At 45.2% G+C, this 18,350-nt stretch carries 17 protein-coding genes; 9 read left to right on the top strand and 8 right to left on the bottom strand.

Annotation, left to right across the window (positions count from 1 at the left end):
• The first annotated feature begins 9 nt into the window (after positions 1-9).
• The 6 genes from AACR75_RS15135 to AACR75_RS15110 all read left to right on the top strand — a co-directional run bounded on the left by AACR75_RS15135 (position 10) and on the right by AACR75_RS15110 (position 3,729).
• A complete protein-coding gene (locus AACR75_RS15135) occupies positions 10-1,269 on the top strand; it encodes a dicarboxylate/amino acid:cation symporter (protein WP_038171785.1) in 1,260 nt (419 codons plus the stop codon).
• A gap of 228 nt (positions 1,270-1,497) precedes the next feature.
• The gene (locus tag AACR75_RS15130; RefSeq protein WP_017044617.1) at positions 1,498-1,749 is read left to right on the top strand and encodes a hypothetical protein; all 252 of its coding nucleotides are present in this window, start codon (positions 1,498-1,500) and stop codon (positions 1,747-1,749) included.
• A gap of 102 nt (positions 1,750-1,851) precedes the next feature.
• Positions 1,852-2,418 (top strand): septation protein A, encoded by a 567-nt coding sequence (locus tag AACR75_RS15125; RefSeq protein ID WP_017042013.1) that lies wholly within the window; start codon positions 1,852-1,854, stop codon positions 2,416-2,418.
• Between the two features lie 131 nt (positions 2,419-2,549).
• Entirely contained in the window at positions 2,550-2,951 is a 402-nt protein-coding gene (gene yciA / locus AACR75_RS15120) for an acyl-CoA thioester hydrolase YciA (RefSeq protein WP_013857152.1), read from the top strand.
• A 90-nt stretch (positions 2,952-3,041) separates the two neighbouring features.
• Positions 3,042-3,338, top strand: coding sequence for a YciI family protein (locus AACR75_RS15115; protein ID WP_013857153.1), 297 nt, complete (start codon positions 3,042-3,044; stop codon positions 3,336-3,338).
• Between the two features lies 1 nt (position 3,339).
• Complete coding sequence (locus AACR75_RS15110) at positions 3,340-3,729, top strand: GspS/AspS pilotin family protein (RefSeq protein ID WP_017049902.1); 390 nt, start codon at positions 3,340-3,342, stop codon at positions 3,727-3,729.
• An 83-nt stretch (positions 3,730-3,812) separates the two neighbouring features.
• Here AACR75_RS15110 and metE read toward each other — a convergent pair whose 3' ends face one another.
• Positions 3,813-6,107, bottom strand: a complete 2,295-nt coding sequence (gene metE, locus AACR75_RS15105; protein ID WP_047690824.1) for a 5-methyltetrahydropteroyltriglutamate--homocysteine S-methyltransferase — start codon at positions 6,105-6,107, stop codon at positions 3,813-3,815.
• A 311-nt stretch (positions 6,108-6,418) separates the two neighbouring features.
• Between metE and metR the strand changes: the two genes are divergently transcribed.
• Entirely contained in the window at positions 6,419-7,330 is a 912-nt protein-coding gene (metR, locus tag AACR75_RS15100; RefSeq protein ID WP_038148387.1) for an HTH-type transcriptional regulator MetR, read from the top strand.
• A gap of 73 nt (positions 7,331-7,403) precedes the next feature.
• On the opposite strand, the gene AACR75_RS15095 is transcribed toward metR, so the two are convergent.
• The 3 genes from AACR75_RS15095 to AACR75_RS15085 all read right to left on the bottom strand — a co-directional run bounded on the left by AACR75_RS15095 (position 7,404) and on the right by AACR75_RS15085 (position 10,899).
• On the bottom strand, positions 7,404-7,604 hold the full coding sequence (locus AACR75_RS15095; RefSeq protein WP_010316942.1) for a DUF4250 domain-containing protein: 201 nt from the start codon (positions 7,602-7,604) through the stop codon (positions 7,404-7,406).
• A 69-nt stretch (positions 7,605-7,673) separates the two neighbouring features.
• Complete coding sequence (locus AACR75_RS15090; RefSeq protein WP_047690822.1) at positions 7,674-8,354, bottom strand: hypothetical protein; 681 nt, start codon at positions 8,352-8,354, stop codon at positions 7,674-7,676.
• A gap of 70 nt (positions 8,355-8,424) precedes the next feature.
• A complete protein-coding gene (locus AACR75_RS15085) occupies positions 8,425-10,899 on the bottom strand; it encodes a sensor domain-containing phosphodiesterase (protein WP_047690819.1) in 2,475 nt (824 codons plus the stop codon).
• A 380-nt stretch (positions 10,900-11,279) separates the two neighbouring features.
• On the opposite strand from AACR75_RS15085, the gene AACR75_RS15080 reads away from it, so the two are divergent.
• A complete protein-coding gene (locus tag AACR75_RS15080; protein ID WP_231564204.1) occupies positions 11,280-12,914 on the top strand; it encodes a S1 family peptidase in 1,635 nt (544 codons plus the stop codon).
• Between the two features lie 213 nt (positions 12,915-13,127).
• Entirely contained in the window at positions 13,128-15,434 is a 2,307-nt protein-coding gene (locus tag AACR75_RS15075; protein ID WP_047690963.1) for a YgiQ family radical SAM protein, read from the top strand.
• A 44-nt stretch (positions 15,435-15,478) separates the two neighbouring features.
• Here the strand turns inward: AACR75_RS15075 and AACR75_RS15070 are convergent, their stop codons facing one another.
• Genes AACR75_RS15070 through AACR75_RS15055 form a run of 4 tightly spaced genes read right to left on the bottom strand, consistent with a single transcriptional unit; the run spans position 15,479 to position 18,303 of the window.
• Positions 15,479-16,006 carry a DUF3833 domain-containing protein gene (locus AACR75_RS15070; protein ID WP_047690814.1) on the bottom strand — a complete coding sequence of 176 codons (528 nt, stop codon included), beginning with the start codon at positions 16,004-16,006 and terminating at the stop codon, positions 15,479-15,481.
• Positions 16,003-16,581: a chalcone isomerase family protein gene (locus AACR75_RS15065; protein ID WP_047690811.1), complete on the bottom strand. Its 579-nt coding sequence runs from the start codon at positions 16,579-16,581 to the stop codon at positions 16,003-16,005. The genes AACR75_RS15070 and AACR75_RS15065 overlap by 4 nt, the downstream gene beginning before the upstream one ends.
• On the bottom strand, positions 16,559-17,056 hold the full coding sequence (locus tag AACR75_RS15060; protein WP_017049910.1) for a DUF2878 domain-containing protein: 498 nt from the start codon (positions 17,054-17,056) through the stop codon (positions 16,559-16,561). The genes AACR75_RS15065 and AACR75_RS15060 overlap by 23 nt, the downstream gene beginning before the upstream one ends.
• A complete protein-coding gene (locus AACR75_RS15055) occupies positions 17,056-18,303 on the bottom strand; it encodes an SAM-dependent methyltransferase (protein WP_047690808.1) in 1,248 nt (415 codons plus the stop codon). Before AACR75_RS15055 ends, AACR75_RS15060 begins: the two co-directional genes overlap by 1 nt.
• Positions 18,304-18,350: the final 47 nt, after the last annotated feature.

Here is an 18,350-nt window from a genome sequence, read left to right as displayed (position 1 = left end):
ACAGAGGTTATGGAAGTGTTAAACAAAAAGAGTTTGTTAAGCAACATTGGCGTGCAAGTCGTCATTGCAATGATCATTGGTACTGCCGTTGGTGCCATGATGGGACACGATGCGGCCGTCTTTTCGCCACTGGGTGTCATTTTTATCAACCTAATTAAGATGCTGGTGATCCCACTGGTGGCCGTTGCGCTTATTTCCGGTGCTGCGGGCCTTGGTAATAGCCACGCGGCGGGTAAAGTCGGTTTTGTCACACTCAGCTTTTTTGCGGTCACTTCCGCACTCGCCGTAACGCTAGCACTGGTAATGGGCGAAGTCTTCCAACCGGGTATCGGCGTCGATATTTCGGGCGTTGAAGGTATGTTTTCTGCCGAATACGCAGCAAAAGGTGAACTACCTACTTTTTGGGCAACCATTACGGGTATGATCCCAACCAACGTTTTCCAGTCACTGAATAATGCCAACATTCTACAAATCCTTGTTTTTTGCTTGTTCTTTGGCATTGCCATTTCTAAACAGAGCAAAGAAAAACGTGACCCGATCATCAATGGCGTAAACACCATTGTTGATGCCATGGTGTGGATGATCAACAAAGTGATGATCATCGCGCCTATCGGTGTATTCGGTTTGATGGCTGAAGCCGTCGGCACGTTTGGTTTTGGTGCACTGATGGTGGTATTTAAGCTGTTTGTCGTTTATGTCGCGGCCATTTTAATTTTCGGCTTTATTGCTTACCCGCTGATGATTCAGGTCTTAACCAAGACGTCGGCTAAGAAATTTATCCTTGCGATGAAAAAGCCTCAAGCCGTAGCCCTTTCAACCGCGTCATCAATGGCGACACTCCCTGTCACTATGGATACCGTAGAACACGACCTTGGCGTACGCAACTCAACTGCCGCCTTTGTTCTGCCGTTAGGTGCCACCATCAACATGTCTGGCAACGCCATCTATTACGGTTTAGTTGCGATTTTCTTCGCCCAGCTATTCAATATTGATCTCTCGATGGGCGCTTACATTGCCATCATCGTAACAGCGACACTGGGCGCCGTCGGTCAGGCTGGTGTTCCTGGTCCTTCTTTCCTTGTAGTAGCCGTTTTGCTAGCGGCTGGAATTCCAATTGAAGGTTTGCCACTACTGTTCGCCCTAGACCGTATCTTCGACATGATCCGCACCGCGCTCAACATCACAGGGGATGCCGCGTGTGCCGTTATTGTTGATGCTTTGATTGAAGAAGAAGCCACTGAGGCCTCATTGAAGCAGCAAAAAGCCTAACTCATCACAGAGCATCATTGATCCAATACAAGCCGCATCCTATGCGGCTTTCTTTTTGCATCGCAATTTGCAAAAAAAACAGTTCTCATACTAAAGTTAATCATTAAAGCGCCCTATGACTGACGATAAAGTTGGCATTGCGATTGCTATAATAAACGACACCTCTTTCGTGCCACATAGCAGCGGCAAACTTTTGGCGTTAGCACGAATCGACTTGGAGTATGAGTAATGGATATTCATCGTGATACTTATTATGGTTTGATTCACCACGGGATCCGAGAATTGGTTATCGATCGGATTGGCCATTTCAGTGAATTTGAATACCACCAATATCTAGGCTTAATTACTGGCAAAGATTCCTGTTTTTCAATGACAGATGAAGAATTGCAGATAGCTGTCGCCAATTTAAAAAGTGAAGGCTATTTAGAAGATATGAAACGAGCAATACCACAACTTGAAACCAGCGGCTGGGAACGCTGATCCATTTCTAGTTAATTTGTTTCGAATTGTCTCTTTCTATTTAGCTCTGACACGGTTTTGGTTAGACTGTGCGCAACGTTTAAATCGGAAGCATAAATACGAATGAAGCAACTTATTGATTTTATACCACTTATCATCTTTTTTGCCCTTTTCAAGATGTACGACATCTATGTCGCCACAGGGGCACTTATCGTGGCCAGTGCGGTACAGATTGCCCTGACCTACGCACTGTATAAGAAAGTTGAAAAAATGCAGATCATCACGTTTTTGATGGTGACTATCTTCGGTGGTATGACGATTTTCTTTCATGATGACAATTTCATTAAATGGAAAGTCACCATTGTTTACGTTGTGTTTGCCTTGGGCTTGACCATCAGCCACATCATGGGCAAATCAGCCATTAAAGGAATGCTTGGCAAAGAGCTAACCTTACCTGAACACGTATGGGCAAAAATCAACTGGGCGTGGGTTTTCTTTTTCAGCGTTTGCGCTGTACTAAACATCTACATTGCATATCAACTGCCATTGGATGTTTGGGTCAACTTCAAAGTATTTGGCTTATTAGCCGCAACTTTTGTTTATACCTTATTAACGGGCGTTTTTATCTACAAACACCTGCCAAAAGAGAAGCAAGTTTCCGAGAGCAAACCCTCCTCGCACGAGCACTGATTGCACTAACCTTCTCGCTAGGATTCATTCAGAGGACTCTTTGAGTGCAAAACAGGCTGTCTTTGGTATAATCCGTCCCTATTTTTCAGCGACCACTTTGGTCGCTGTTTTGTTGTTGTGGATGTCGAAAAATGAATCAGGAAAATAGCGCCCCAAGAGGCCAATTATTGCTACGCACCTTAGCCATGCCAGCAGATACTAACGCCAACGGTGACATTTTCGGCGGTTGGATCATGTCTCAACTCGACTTGGCTGGCGCAATTTTAGCCAAAGAGATCTCATTTGGCCGCGTTGTCACTGTGTCTGTTTCTAGCATTACGTTTAAAAAACCCGTCAAGGTAGGTGATGTGGTGTGTTGTTATGGTGAATGCACCAAAATTGGCCGCACTTCAATGTCAGTCAATCTTGAAGTATGGGTAAAACCCATCAAATACGACAGCGTGGGAGATCGTTTCCAAGTATGTGAAGCAACCTTCAATTATGTCGCCATTGATACTGATGGCCGCCCTCGACCGATTAAGCCTAGCAACTGATCACAGAAATTCAGTTTGGTTGCTTTCAATACGCGCCAGTTTCAGTACAGTAAGGCCTCGACTTCATTATCAAACAATAAGGATATCAATATGTGGTACGTTATTTTCTCTCAAGACGTAGAAAACTCGTTGGAAAAACGCATGAGTGTCCGGCCACAACATTTAGAGCGCTTACAAACCTTGCAAGATGAAGGTCGTCTATTAACCGCAGGGCCAATGCCAGCAATTGATTCGGAGAATCCAGCAGAAGCTGGGTTTACGGGGTCAACAGTCATCGCTGAGTTTGATTCTTTAAGACAAGCTCAAGCATGGGCGGATGCCGATCCTTATGTTGCTGCCGGTGTGTATCAACATGTTATCGTTAAACCATTCAAGAAAGTGTTTTAAGATGAAAGTCATTCTCTGTGCTCTGTTGACAACTCTGGTACTGGTGGGTTGTAGCTCGAATGGTGATCAGCAAAAATATTTGGAAGCCGTAGCCAGTAATCGCGCGAATGTGATTAGTGCTGAGTTACCCTTAGAGTTTGGGCCTTTGTCCGTGATGCGTGCCAGTGCTAAAGGCAGTACGGTGGAAATTATGATGATTTACAATGAGGATCAAAAAGGAGCAAAGCCGATTGATCAAGTGTTGAAAACCAGCATCAATACCTACTGCTCGGATTCAACCACACGCGCTAACCTCGACCTCGGCTTAACTTATCGAATTAAAATGCGCAATACGCGGGGCCAACTTGTTGTGGACCAATTCATTAGTAAAGCAACTTGTTCGGCACAATAGTCCTCCCCTTATTAGTGATGACCACCACTTTATTCGTAAAAAACAGAGGCTTCATTTGAGGCCTCTGTCAAGATTAATGTGGCTTAACTTTGCTGGGGTTTAAGCTCTTTGCGCAGCGCTTTAGCTGCTGACACTAAGTTGGTCAGTGCTGCCTCCACTTCATTCCAATTGCGCGTTTTTAAGCCGCAATCAGGGTTAACCCATAATCTCTCTGCTGGAATTTTTTCCGCCGCTTTACGCAACAAACCTTCAATCCACTCTTGAGAGGGAATGTTTGGCGAGTGAATATCGTACACACCTGGGCCAATTTCATTCGGGTAGTTAAACTCTTCAAACGCTTTGATCAGTTCCATATTCGAGCGAGAAGTTTCAATCGTAATCACATCGGCATCCAGTGCCGCTACTGAGTCAATGATTTCATTAAATTCGCTGTAACACATGTGAGTGTGGATCTGCGTTTCGGGTTTCGCACTCGCCGCCGCAATTTTAAATGCCTCAACCGCCCACGCCAGATATGTTTGATGGTCACGCTTCTTCAATGGCAACCCTTCACGAATCGCAGGTTCATCAATTTGGATGATGTTAATGCCCGCTTGCTGCAGGTCTGCCACTTCATCACGCAAAGCAAAAGCCAACTGCTGAGTGATGGTTTGACGAGAAACATCTTCACGAGGAAACGTCCAGCATAAAATCGTTACAGGCCCAGTCAACATTCCTTTCATTTGCTTCGCAGTCAATGATTGAGCATAAGTAGACCACTCCACCGTAATCGGTTTTTCACGTTCAATATCGGCCACCACGATAGCCGGTTTTACGCAGCGTGAGCCGTAACTTTGCACCCAGCCAAATTGCGTAGTCTGGAAACCGGCTAAGTTTTCAGCAAAGTACTCCACCATGTCGTTACGCTCAGCTTCACCGTGCACTAACACATCGAGATCAAGTGCCTCTTGACGTTTTACTGCATCGGCAATGTGCCCTTTCAATGCATTGATATAATCAGCGTGTGCCAGTTTACCTTGACGGTAAGCACTGCGCTGATGACGGATCTCACTCGTTTGAGGGAATGAGCCTATGGTTGTCGTTGGCAAAAATGGCAACCCTAACACTTCAGCTTGGTGATGAGCGCGCTCTGAATAAGGTGCACTGCGCTCAGAGAGTGCCGCCGTTATGCTGTTGACTCTCGCCTGTACATGCGGTTTATTAACGTGAGTTGCCGTTTTACGTGCAAGTATCGGTTGGCTATAAGTTTCACAGGCCAGAATCGCCGCGTCATCACCGTCCAGTGCCTTACCAAGTAAAGCAACTTCTGTCACTTTTTGTTTGGCAAATGCAAACCAACTTTGTACTTCATCACTGAGCTGCTGCTCAAGATCTAAATCGACCGGGCTATGCAAGAGTGAACACGAGCTCGCAATCCACAGACGATCCCCCAGCTGCTGCTTCACTGGCTGTAAACGAACCAATAACGTCGCAAGATCGGCGCGCCACACATTGCGCCCATTGACCACACCTGCCGAAAGTACCCAATTTTTTGGCAATTTCTCTAGTACCGCGTTCAATTGATCGGCAGAAGCGGAGAGATCGATGTGCAATCCATTCACTGGTAGCTCAATAATTTTATCGAGCGTATCAAGCACCGAATCAAAATAAGTAGTCAGTAACAGTTTTACATCACCAGCGATCACTTGATAAGCCAACTTAAATGCATCTTGCCACTTTGTTTCTAGCTCTAACGCTAAAATAGGTTCATCGATTTGTACCCATTCCACTCCTTGTTTAGCAAGCTTAGCTAAAATTGCTTGATAAGCAGTCAATAAACGAGGCAGTAAGGTCAAGCGATCAAATCCCTCTTCGACCTCTTTACCCAAGTAGAGGTAGCTCAGCGGGCCAAGCAGTACAGGCTTAACTTGGTGGCCTGCTTTCGACGCTTCATTGACTTCCTCAAACAGTTGAGGCCAGCTGACTTCGAACGTATCGTCTTGGCTGAACTCCGGCACAAGGTAGTGATAATTGGTATTAAACCATTTAGTCATATCAGAAGCTGCGCTTCCGCTACAGCCGCAACCCGCTTGTGATTGCCCACGTCCAACGCGAAAGAGTGTATCTAAATCAGGAAAGCCGTTTTTATGACGTTTAGGAACGTGTCCAAGGAGCAATGTGGTTGTGAGTACGTGATCATACCAAGCAAAATCGCCTACGGTTGAAAAACTCAGACCCGCTTGTTGCTGCTCAGCCCAGTTTTTCTGACGAATGTCATGCCCTACTTGCAGTAACTGCGCTTGATCGCTTTCGCCACGCCAATATTTTTCTAACGCAAATTTCAGTTCGCGTTTTTCACCAATGCGTGGATAACCTAAGATGTGAGTCGTCGTTGTCATGTCCCTAGTCCTTTTGCTGTTGATCGTGTCTGATTCTTTATCGCATGAGGTAAAGATGTCTGGATGGCTAGACTATCCATCTAAACTGACCCACAGACAAGGTGCAATTATTCAACTTGTTTATTAAAAAAATTCATGTTGATTGCAGAGAGCTTTAATTGACATCAAGATAAATAGACGTCTAGATGTTTACAGCTCCATATTAAAAGCGTAACTTAGCTCAGAACAGCAGAATGGTCACCGTGTTGATGCGACCCACGATATTGGTATCAACCACCGTTCTCTCAAAGGAATGAAGGAAAATAATGGCAATGATTGAACTTAAGCATCTGAAGACTTTAGTTTCTTTAAGGGACAGCGGCTCACTCACCTCAACAGCTACCGCGCTCCATTTGACGCAATCGGCCCTTTCACATCAGATTAAAGATCTCGAAACACGCATTGGCGGGCCACTGTTTCTACGTAAAACTCGCCCAGTGAAATTTACCTCAGAAGGAGAGATCCTACTGAAACTGGCTGACGAGATCCTGCCAAAGCTGGCCAGAGCTGAAAATGATTTAGCCAGTTTGAAAGAAGACGTCAATGGGCGCTTACACATGGCGATTGAATGTCACTCTTGCTTTCAATGGTTGATGCCAGCGCTGCGCGAATATCAGCTTGCTTGGCCAAGTGTGACGTTAGATTTTTCGTCCGGCTTTGGCTTTGAACCTTTACCCGCATTGCTGGCCGGCGAACTTGATTTGGTCATCACTTCCGATATTTTGCCTCGCTCAGAGGTACATTACGAACCACTCTTTGATTTTGAAATGCGCCTTATCACCTCTACAACTCACCCACTTGCAGGAAAATCGGTGATTGAACCAGAGGATCTCGCCTCACAAACGATGCTCACTTACCCCGTACAAAAACAGCGTTTGGATGTGGTGAAACACTTTCTACAACCTGCTAGTGTTGAACCCGCGAAGTGGAAACAAGCCGACAACACTTTGATGCTAGTACAAATGGTCTCTGCTGGATTAGGTGTGGCAGCACTGCCAAATTGGGCCATCAGCGAGTTCTCTAGGCAGGGGCTTATCACCAGCAAGCCACTAGGGAAAGGTTTATGGCGTCGACTATTTGCCGCAACACGCCACAGCGAAAAAGATCGCCACTATTTACAAGCTTTTTTTGCCACCGCGCGCCAACAATGCAAAAGCCACCTTGACGGGATCAAGATGGCTTAAACTATTCGTCGTGTCGACATGGCTATTTGAATGACAGTGCGGTTGGTTAACTGTCACTGCACGCTGCTTAGCACTAGCGTTGGTTCGCTTTAAATTGGTTGGTCAGTGGGTCGTATTGGTAACCTAAAACATCCAGCTTACCGACTACATTTTCTCTATCCATTTCATACATACTGGCAAGCTCTTCGAAGCTGTCACACTCTAAGCGTAGCTTCTCATTGACGATGCCAAGTAATATATTGCTATCAAAACGGCTGACGTTACTCAAATCCATGGCTCACTCCTATAGCAAAGAGACCACTAAAGACTAGCGGTAAAATTCGCACTAAAGAGTGACCCAGGTCTAGAGATTAAACAAACCTTGAAAACAAATATTGGCTGCCAGCATCAATAACAAGGCTGCCGTTAATTGAGTTTTCTCAGCGCTTTTGGCAAACAGGATATGCCAGCACCACACGATAATACCTGCAATCATGAAACCGAATGCCGTTAGTAACAGCAATGTTGCTTGAGCCAACGTTTCATCATCTAACCCGTACGCGTGCGGCACAACGCATAAAGCGATGCCCATCGAGCAGAGAATGCCCACAACGGGTAGAACTCGATGGAAAGCTTGTAAACGCGAGCGCGCTATCGTTAGTAGAAGGTGCGAGAAACTCGCGCCCAACAAACCAACCAACAGCAACATAGCGATAGAAGCTGACCAATGACCCTGCTCTGATATCTGAATTGCGACATAAGCCAAGGCAAGGCCATTCGCCAAATACAGTGCCCATAACGGGCCTTCATCTCGAGTTTTCTTGGTTTGAACTTGTGAATAGAAATAGAAAATGGAAAAGACGACCAAAAAGGCTTCAATTTTTAGTGAAGCCACTGCCAACCAAAGCACACCAATGGCTGGCAAGACGCGATGAATACGGCCACGTTGTCCAGGACAAATATCCCCTTTGACCAGCACTAACGTCAGTAAGATTTGCGCACCGAGCAGCATGGGTGAAAAAACAGAAAGTAAGGTTTGAATCATAATCTAAACATCATCTGGAAACATCTGGGCGCGATAATAGCAAAGAGTAAGCGCGGATGCCCAGAGAAGGTTACTGACTTTCGGCCAAATACCTCAGCACGTCCGCTTGAGTCAATAAGCCTTTGTAACGAGTGTTATCGACCAGTACCCATGGAAAATCATGTCCTTTTTCGATCAAATTCACCACTTGATTTAGCTCGGTGTACGCGTCAAGCTGAGTGAAATGAAATTTCATGATCTGATTCACGGGCTTACGCCATACGGCCGCTTCACGCGTGGTTTCAAGATCGGTCCCCATGTTCGGCGTCAGATATAAATTGAGTGAGGCTACATCGACGATGCCGACACACTCTCCTTGATTGACGACTGGCAGCACATCAACTTTAGTCGCTTTAATATACTGATAAGCAAGAGAGATTGGCTCACTGGGATCCAAATGTGGTTTCCCCTCTTTGAACAGATTGAGCAAACAGTTGGGCTTTCGCTCTTGTTCCACTTTAGCGCCTGAATACGCAAAACGGTTACGATACTCCTTGGCCCGAACCAGTTCCTTAAGCGGTAGTGGTTTTGAAAAAATATAGCCTTGTATGTAGTCAATACCCAATGATTTAAGCACCCAAACCTCATGCTCTGTTTCCACCCCTTCAGCAACCACTTTCACGCCGAGTGTGTGCGACAGCTCAGTGATCATTTTAACAATGCTGTACTTATTGCTGTTGACCTGAATGTCTGTGACAAACTCGCGATCTATTTTTAAATAATCAAAATTGCAATCACTGAGGTAGGTAAAAGAGGAATAACCCGTACCAAAATCATCAATCGCAACCGTTACGCCGCGCGATCGAAGAGCATTGAGGGCATCAACCTGATGAGATTGACTATCAAAATAGGCGCTTTCGGTTAGCTCAATGGTGACTGATTGAGGCGTATCCGTGTAGCGATCAATGATCTCCATGGTATTGGTTAAAATCTGCGTCGCATCCATTTTGGTATTGAAAGAGCGGTTGATCGTTACCCCAACACCTTGGCCAAACAAGGTTTTTATCTTTGGTAAATCTTGCAAAGACAAGATACTGACACAACGATCAAGCTCGGCAATCAAATCCAGATCTTCCGCGATACCAATCATTTCTTGCGTGGTAAAAGGTAAATCGGGCACAGGCCTAAAACGGCATAACGCTTCGAATTTCGCAATGTTCCATGTTTTAGTATCGACAATCGGTTGGTAGTGTATCTCCAAGTCTTTCTGCGCAATCGCTTTAGCGACTCTGTCTTCCAAGTTTTTTCTACGTTTCACTTGTTGATGTATTTCACTGTGATAGAAACTGATGTTACGAGCTTCCCCTGCATGTTGTTCAAGCATTGCTTGCATCGCATGCGTCACCATTCGAGCTGGCGTTTTTGCATCGAACCCTAAAACAGACACACCGATTCGGCCATTAATAATCGCGGTATGTGAGCTGGATTCGTTCTTTAACTCTTTCATAAAGCGGCGGATCGCATGCTGGATGAGACGAAAATCTGTGTTTTTTTGGCACTCTGAACAACTCAAACTCACTAAATAAATATCTTTTCCCACATAGCCCACCAACTTAGCTTCTTTACAGCGCGCCAAAAAACTGGAAAGCATTAAAGTTTCTACATGGTGTCGATCTGATTCAAACGCAGGTTGAAAAGCCAAAACAATTTGTGTTTGACCTTTGGGGTACTCCATGCAATATGTTTCGAGCAAGGCTTTAAACTTTTGTTCGGTAGGCAGTTGCGTCAAAAGATCGATATCCCCAAGTGCCGTATCGGCTACGCGGTGAAGATTATCGGCTAAATCAAGCGTCATCCCTACAAAGAACACTCGACCATCTTGCAGTACGATTTTTTGAATAGTTAATTCTTGTGGTGCAACCAGCCCAGATGCCCGACGATTGAGAATGACACCGCTCCAATGATCTTTGGTGTTGATGTCATGCCACATCGATTGGTAAAACTCTTTGGAATGCTTGCCTGCATTAAATAGGTTGGCTTTTAATCCAAGTAGCTCATTTTGTTTGAAACCTGAATGCTGCTCAAAATAGTGGTTACAAGCCAAAACCCGCGTTTGATCGTCGGTTAGGATCAAACCATGATGTGTATTATCAAACACTCCTTCAAAAAGCTTGGCCACCTCTTGCAATGATTCCAGTTTGAGCAGCGGTCGAATCGTACCTTGCAACTGCGTGAGAGAAGTACGCTCGATAAAAATCTCCACATAAGTTAACGCCTGATCCGAAATAACAAGGTTGCAATTTAAAGCATGGCTTTTGCCACTTTCAATCACATACTTGAAGCAGCGCTTCATCTCTGCAGCTTTGCTCGGCGTCATATAACGCAAGAGTTCTTGGATATTGGCTATCGAAACACTGGAATGAAATAACGCATTCGCCGCTTTCAGATCACAAATAAACTCGGAAGTCGTCAGGTTAAACGACCAATCAATCGCATCATATCGAGCCACTGGCCGTTCTCGAAGCACTGCCTTTTCTCGTAGCTCTTGAGACTTCACCTGTGTCATATAGACTCCAACTCATTCAAATGATTTACCATTAATGGCACAGCATAGAGCAAAACTTAATCACAAGCCGTGAGTTAGCACTAATGATGTAAATGCAGTTGCTTATTTATTATTTTAGGCCAGACAAGCCATATAAAAAACGCCGAACATCAATACACCTCAAAAGGAGTAGCCTAGAATTGTCATCATCGAAATAAAATTACGAACACAAATTAGCCGACCTGTTCATTAAATAAGCTAACAAAATACATTAACTTGCCTTATCTGATTAATATATCTTGTCGATATGATAATTATTACTGATTGACGAGATTCATCAGCCTCTATATGGTACCGTTCCCACGCCTAAGAGGTGCTGGAAAAACTAATCCGAGGTACTCATGAACAAACCCCTTTTTTCAGTCGCGCTAGGAGCGCTTCTGTTTACATCTTTTCAGTTCAGTGCTTCTGGAACGGAATCCGGAATATCAACTAGAATCATCAATGGAACTCCTGCTGACGCGGGTAGCTTTCCCTTTATGGTTGCCTTACACTATTCAACTCTTCAAAGCTCTTTTTGTGGTGGCAGCTACTTGGGTGATAAGTATGTACTTACCGCCGCTCACTGCGTAGCAGGAAAAAACCCGCTCAATGCAGAGGATATTGAAGTGACGGTTGGAGCGTATGACTTACGTACTAATGCTGGTCGCCGGGTAAAAGTCAAACAAATCTATTATCATGAAGCTTATGATGATGAAACTCATGCTGACTATAACGAAAGATCCAACGACATCGCCATTCTTGAATTAGAAAACTCATTACCAATACAAGCAGTCACTCGCCCTAATACTGGTGCACTTGATACGCTAGCCGCTGGCACGGCTTTAGAGATAATTGGCTTTGGGGCAACGAGTTACAGCCAACTGTTGAATAAATCGAGCAATCCTTCTCAAATCTTGCGTAAAGCCGAAATATCGTTAATTGGTACTGCACAGTGCAGAACTTTGGGTGGCGGCTATTTAGATATACAAAATGATGCTTTTTGTGCGAGCAGTTACCCGCAAGATACCTGCCAAGGTGATAGCGGTGGCCCCGTTTTTATCAATGACGGCGGTAATTTTATTCAATATGGTGTCGTTAGTTGGGGGCGTGGTTGCGGCTTACAAGACGCGGCTGGCGTTTATGCCAAAGTCGACCATTTTAATGATTGGCTGACTCAAAGAACATCAAAGGTTTCTTTCCGACAATCTCAACACAAAAACGAGATTAAGTATGGGCTTCATACCCATCGCTTTAATTTTGTAAACGGCTCTGATGAGATTATTACCGCAAACAACGTCATACTGTCTCCAGCTTCTGCAAATATCACAGCCGAAAACTGTTCACAAGGCTTGGCTCCGAGTAGCCAATGTTATGTTGATGTTTCTTATACCATTGATTCAATGATACCTGCTGATGTGCGCTTAGAGATTGACACTAACAGCCCACTAAATTTAGGAACCGTCACCTCGTCACTAAAGCTCAATACGGTTCTACAACCTGCTTCAAAATCACTAGAGGGGTTAATTACCGTACCCAATAGCAGTCTTAGTGTGAATGTAAACCCTTGGCTAGAAGAAGATGGTTGGCTACGTTCTGCCATTATGAACGATAAAGCGAGATCGGTTTTGTTTCTTGAAAACGTCCCTAAAGGAAAAGTAAGTTTTGATTTCCAAGTCTCCTCTACTTTTATTTATGATTCCTTAATTGTGAAAGTGAACGGTAGCACTTACATAATCGAAGATGGTGAACGTAGTGGCAGCAGAACGTTATATTTGAATGAAGAAGTCAACGATATCCGCTTTGAATACGTAAAGACATCAAGCACACCAACCGGCAGTGATGCGGCTTACATCAAAAATTTGAAATATGAAAAGCCTTACTCCTTTACCTTACCCCCACTTTCAGGAGGTTCAGGCGGCGGTAGTACTGGTGGAATGACTTTATTGTCAATGCTGGCCGCCTTATTGATTCGACGTCGTTACTTGAGCCACTAACTCTTGTCTAAAGGTCAACCCGTTTTATTACTGGTTGACCTTTTTACTATTGGTGCATCCTTTTTATCACATATCACTTAGTATCTCTCCGACACACTTACCGCTCACTTTATTAATAATTTTCTTTATAAATAGAACGCAAAGCCAATGTTCCGCTAGATACTACCAGTGCAAGTCGTTATAATGCGCGGCTCATTAATCAGAGGTCAAAATATGCACAGCAACGTCACTCCTATTCATCAATATAAAAAATACTGGGCAGAGTGCTTTGGAACCGCACCTTTCCTGCCAACCAGTAAAAAGGAGATGGATGCCCTAGGATGGGACAGCTGTGACATCGTGATCGTCACGGGTGACGCTTATGTGGATCACCCCAGTTTTGGTATGGCGATCATTGGCCGTTTACTCGAAGCGCAAGGCTTTCGCGTTGGGATCATTGCCCAGCCGCAATGGCAAAATAAAGACGCTTTCATGGCGCTGGGAAAACCTAACCTGTTTTTTGGCATCACGGCCGGCAACATGGATTCGATGATCAACCGCTACACCTCTGACAAAAAATTACGTCATGATGATGCGTACACACCCAATAATGAAGGTGGCAAACGTCCAGATCGCGCCACACTTGTCTATTCGCAGCGTTGTCGTGAGGCTTATAAAGATGTGCCACTGGTACTCGGTGGTATTGAAGCAAGTTTGCGCCGCGTTGCCCATTATGATTATTGGTCAGACAAAGTGCGCCGTTCTGTGCTGTTTGATGCCAAAGCTGACATACTGCTGTTTGGTAACGCAGAGCGCGCATTGGTTGAAGTAGCGCACCGCTTAGCCAATGGCGATAACATCGCTGATATGACCAATATTCGCGGCACGGCCGTGAACCTGGCCGCTGAGCCTGAGCATTACACCATCATTGACTCATCACGCATTGAGAAACCGGGTAAAGCGTTTGTTCCTGTGAACCCTTACTCGGTGGAAACGCAGTGTGAAACTAATCAAGAAAAAGAAGCCGAAGCAAAGCCAATCACCATTCGTCCTTCTCGCCATGATGCCGCCACAACAGCGGTTCGTTTGCCTGCTTTTGAAAAGCTCAATAATGACCGGATTTTATACGCGCATGCAAGCCGTGTACTGCATTTAGAAACCAACCCCTACTCTGGCCGGGCGCTGATCCAGCGTCATGGCGACCGTGAGTTGTGGGTCAACCAAGCCCCGATCCCACTCACCACAGAAGAGATGGATTACGTGTTTGGCCTGAGCTACGCACGCGTGCCTCACCCTATGTATGGCAAAAGTAAAATTCCTGCTTATGACATGATCAAAACCTCGGTTAATATCATGCGCGGCTGCTTTGGTGGTTGTTCATTCTGCTCGATTACCGAACATGAAGGGCGCATTATCCAAAACCGTTCAAAAGAGTCGATTTTGAATGAGATGGAAGAGATCCGCGATAAAGTTCCCGGCTTTACTGGAACCATTTCGGATTTGGGTGGGCCAACGGCGAACATGTACCGTTTAGGTTGTAGTGATCCTAAAGCTGAGATGAACTGCCGCCGCCCATCGTGTGTTTTCCCCGGAATTTGCCATAAGCTCAATACCGACCACAAACATACGATTGATCTCTATCGTGAAGCGCGCAAAGTCAAAGGCATTAAAAAAGTGATGATCGCCTCTGGTGTGCGTTATGACTTGGCGATTGAATCTCCTGAATATGTGCGTGAATTGGTCACGCATCACGTAGGAGGCTATCTCAAGATCGCCCCAGAACATACCGAGAAGAATCCGCTCGATCTGATGATGAAACCGGGTATGGGCACCTATAATCGCTTCAAAGAGATGTTTGAGAAGTACAGTGCTGAAGCAGGTAAGAAACAGTACCTCATCCCGTACTTTATTTCCGCGCATCCCGGTACAGAAGATGAAGATATGCTCAATTTGGCACTGTGGCTAAAATCAAACAATTTTGAGTGTGATCAGGTGCAGAACTTCTATCCATCGCCAATGTGTAATGCAACCGCGATGTATTACTCAGAGACTAACCCGCTCAAACGGGTGAAATACAAAAAACGTGAAGAAGTGACTGTCGCGAAGGGAGAGCGTCAACGCAGGCTGCACAAAGCGCTGTTACGCTACCATGACCCATTAAACTGGCCGATTATCCGTGAAGCCTTGATCAACATGGGTAAAAAGCATTTGATTGGTGATAAACCTAACTGCTTAGTGCCTGCGAATGATGTGGATGCACTCACGCCTGCGCAGCGTCGTAAATCTGGCCGTCACGGAGCGAACCGTTTTGCGACCAAACACACCAAAACTCAGCCGGGTTTTGATGCTCTTAACCCGCGTAAAGAGAACGCTACTTCACCAAGTAAGTCGCCAAACAAACCACGCGCTAGCAGCGCGACAGACAACGGTAAGAAAAACCAAGGCGGCGCATCTAAACCTGCGCACTCTCGCCCGACAAGTAAAGGCAAACCGTTTGCTCAAGCCTCTAAGCCAAGAGCGCCACGCGCAGAACAGAGATAATTCCAAAGCCATATGATCAGCACAATAAGGCTCCTTACGGAGCCTTATTGTTTTTCAAAGAACAGCGTTAGTTTACCGACCTCGATACCAAATTTTTTAATTTTAGTCAGGTTAAACACCCGCTTTTCATCTTGCCGATAAAGCCAGTCGTCAAATGTAACGGTTAGCGTAGAATCACCATAAGGTAAGGAAAAATCATATTGCCAAAGCAAAGCGTTACCCACTTCTTCCCCTTGGGCTTGGCCTAATACATCATCCGCTTGACCGATATATTTTCCATCAGCAAAACGTTCAATCACCCATACTCTTTGGCTTTTTTCACCATCATCAAAATTGAAGTCTTCAACCAAAGTGAGTTTATTCCCCTCAACTGTTCCGTCGATGGCAACCTCGAAACGACGCGTTTGCATCCCTGTATAATCTTGCACCATCCCCCATGCTAACGTTCGACCAGAGAAGTACTCAAATAGATCAAACTTAGGTTGCGTGGATTGGTATTGAGTGAGATCAGCGCTGCACCCCACTAACCAAAGTAGAAGTAACAGATAACTGCGTCTGGCTATCGCTTTCATGGTTGCATTCCTATCAATTGCTTGCGTAAGTGTGGGTATTGCGTCTGTGGCGACAACCATATCGCGAGAAAGGCGTCATTTAACGCTTCGTCGACTACTGTACCAACCTGGGCTTGAACACCATTCTTAGGATGAAAAATAAAAGCGCCCTGCTGCCCATCGGAGGTGTAAATCAAACGATCGCCCTCAGTAACGCTGGGAAAAATGGACGATAGGTGCACCAGCCACGGTGCAATTTGTTGCTCGGTTAATTTGAGTTTTTGCCACTGCTCTGCGGTCGATTCCACCAGCTGTTTACTACTGATGTCGCGCTGATATTCAATTTCAAGCGCCAAGGGATGGGGTGATAAATCGCTTCCTTGCTCGTACTGCCCTGATGGGGTACGAAGCTGCGAGGAATAAATATCTAGCCATAACCAGCTTAAATTCGCTTGGCCAATCACTGGCCAAGTTTGCCACTCGGTCAGTTTATCGTCTGCCACCGCCGCAAAAGCATTATTCACCAAGCTGTGAAAGGCAATCACTATCAGTAACAGATTGAATTTTCTTAGACTATTTCTCTTTGCTAACATCATCGCTAAATATCCTAAGTATCAATGTACCGATCATCACCCACTGCAGCCACAAGATGGCCATAGTCAAACTCAATGGCCAATCAAAATGTACAGCTCCTAAACGTTCTGCCGCCCAATAACTTAAACTACCTAACACGCCGACCACCAAACAAATGAGTTTGGATGGATAACGTTTCAGCAGCACCACTAAATGGGAGGCATACCAAGAAAAAGCACCCCACAACACCATTAACCAAATGGGAAAGTCATTAGTAGCAAAGCGTAATAATCCGAAATACTGATTAAGGGTATCGATAACAATACCCAACATGGTTAACGCAATCACCCTTTCCAAAGGATAAGAGAAGTGCCGCAAGGAAAACATCAATGCGGCTAACATCATGGTCAATGCCAACCACTGCAAACGTTCTGTCCCCAATACAGCAACAAACCAGATCGCTTGAAACCAAAGAGAGACCGCAAACAGCGTCTTCATTACATCGGTCTTTGCAAAGTCATATGTACAGTGCTGATGGATTTTGCTAAAAATCCCCCCTCGCAGTAGCAGAAATAGTAACGCCACATACGCGTGAATCGCTCATCATACCCAAGTTGTGAAACCTGATGTTTTACAAGCTCAAAACGGTGACGCCAATGAGCGAGCGTATGCGCATAGTCAGGACCAAGATCAAACAGGTTGCGAACCACTAAATCACTGTGCTGTGTCGCCGCCGTTGTCAATGCGGTAATTGAGGGTAAAAAACCGCCGGGGAAAATGTATTTCTGAATGAAATCGACATTATTGCTGTAATAATCATAACGTTGATCAGCGATGGTGATGGCTTGAATCGCCATCAAACCATTGGGTTTTAGCAGTGACTGGCACTTTTCAATATAAGAGGCGAGGTACTCTTTACCGACCGCTTCGATCATCTCTATCGAGACTAATTTATCGTACTGACCTTGTAGCAGGCGGTAATCTTGCTTGAGCAAGGTGATTTGACTCTCCAGCCCCTGCCGCTCTATCTGCTGCGCGGTGTAGTAATGCTGCTCTTCAGAAATGGTCGTCGTCGTGACCTGACAGCCGTAAGTTTTGGCCATGTAAATCGCCATCGCACCCCAACCGGTGCCAATCTCAATCACGTGGTCGCTTGCTTTGAGTTGCAACTGCTGGCACAAACGTTCCATTTTATTGATTTGCGCCTGCTCTAACGTTTCATCCGGATGCAAAAACAACGCGCTGGAATAGAGCATATTACTGTCTAAAAAGGTGTGGTAGAGATCATTGCCTAGATCGTAGTGGGCATGAATATTCTCTTTGGCTTTATCGATTGAATTTCGGTTGAGCCAATGGCTGACTTTATAAAAAAGTTTGGTCAACACACTACTGCGAGCTTCAATGCCATCTAATGCACTGACATTACGAGCCATCAGTTCCATTAGGCTGGTCAAATTCGGGCTATCCCACCAACCATCCATGTAAGCTTCACCCGCTGCAATACTACCCCCTTTTAATAAACGAGCATAAAAATGAGGATGATGTATTTCAATAGTTGCATGGGGTTGATGCTCTTTAAGTACACCAAAAGTCTCCTGACTGGACGCGCCTTCATTGGAAAAGGTTTCAATGATGGTTAAAGTGCCGACGTCTAAACGCTGTAGACAGCGAAAAATGAAGCTTCTTGCACTCTTTTGCAACCCTGTCAGTTGCTTGGGCAACGCGAGAGTTTGTGAATTAAGCATTGAGCGTTCTCCTTGTTATTGTTATTTAGACACTGTCTCTGTGTAGA

Origin of the sequence: Vibrio sp. ZOR0018 (assembly GCF_963865925.1) — a bacterium.
GTDB lineage: Bacteria > Pseudomonadota > Gammaproteobacteria > Enterobacterales > Vibrionaceae > Vibrio > Vibrio anguillarum.
This window is presented reverse-complemented; position numbering and strand designations above follow the sequence as displayed.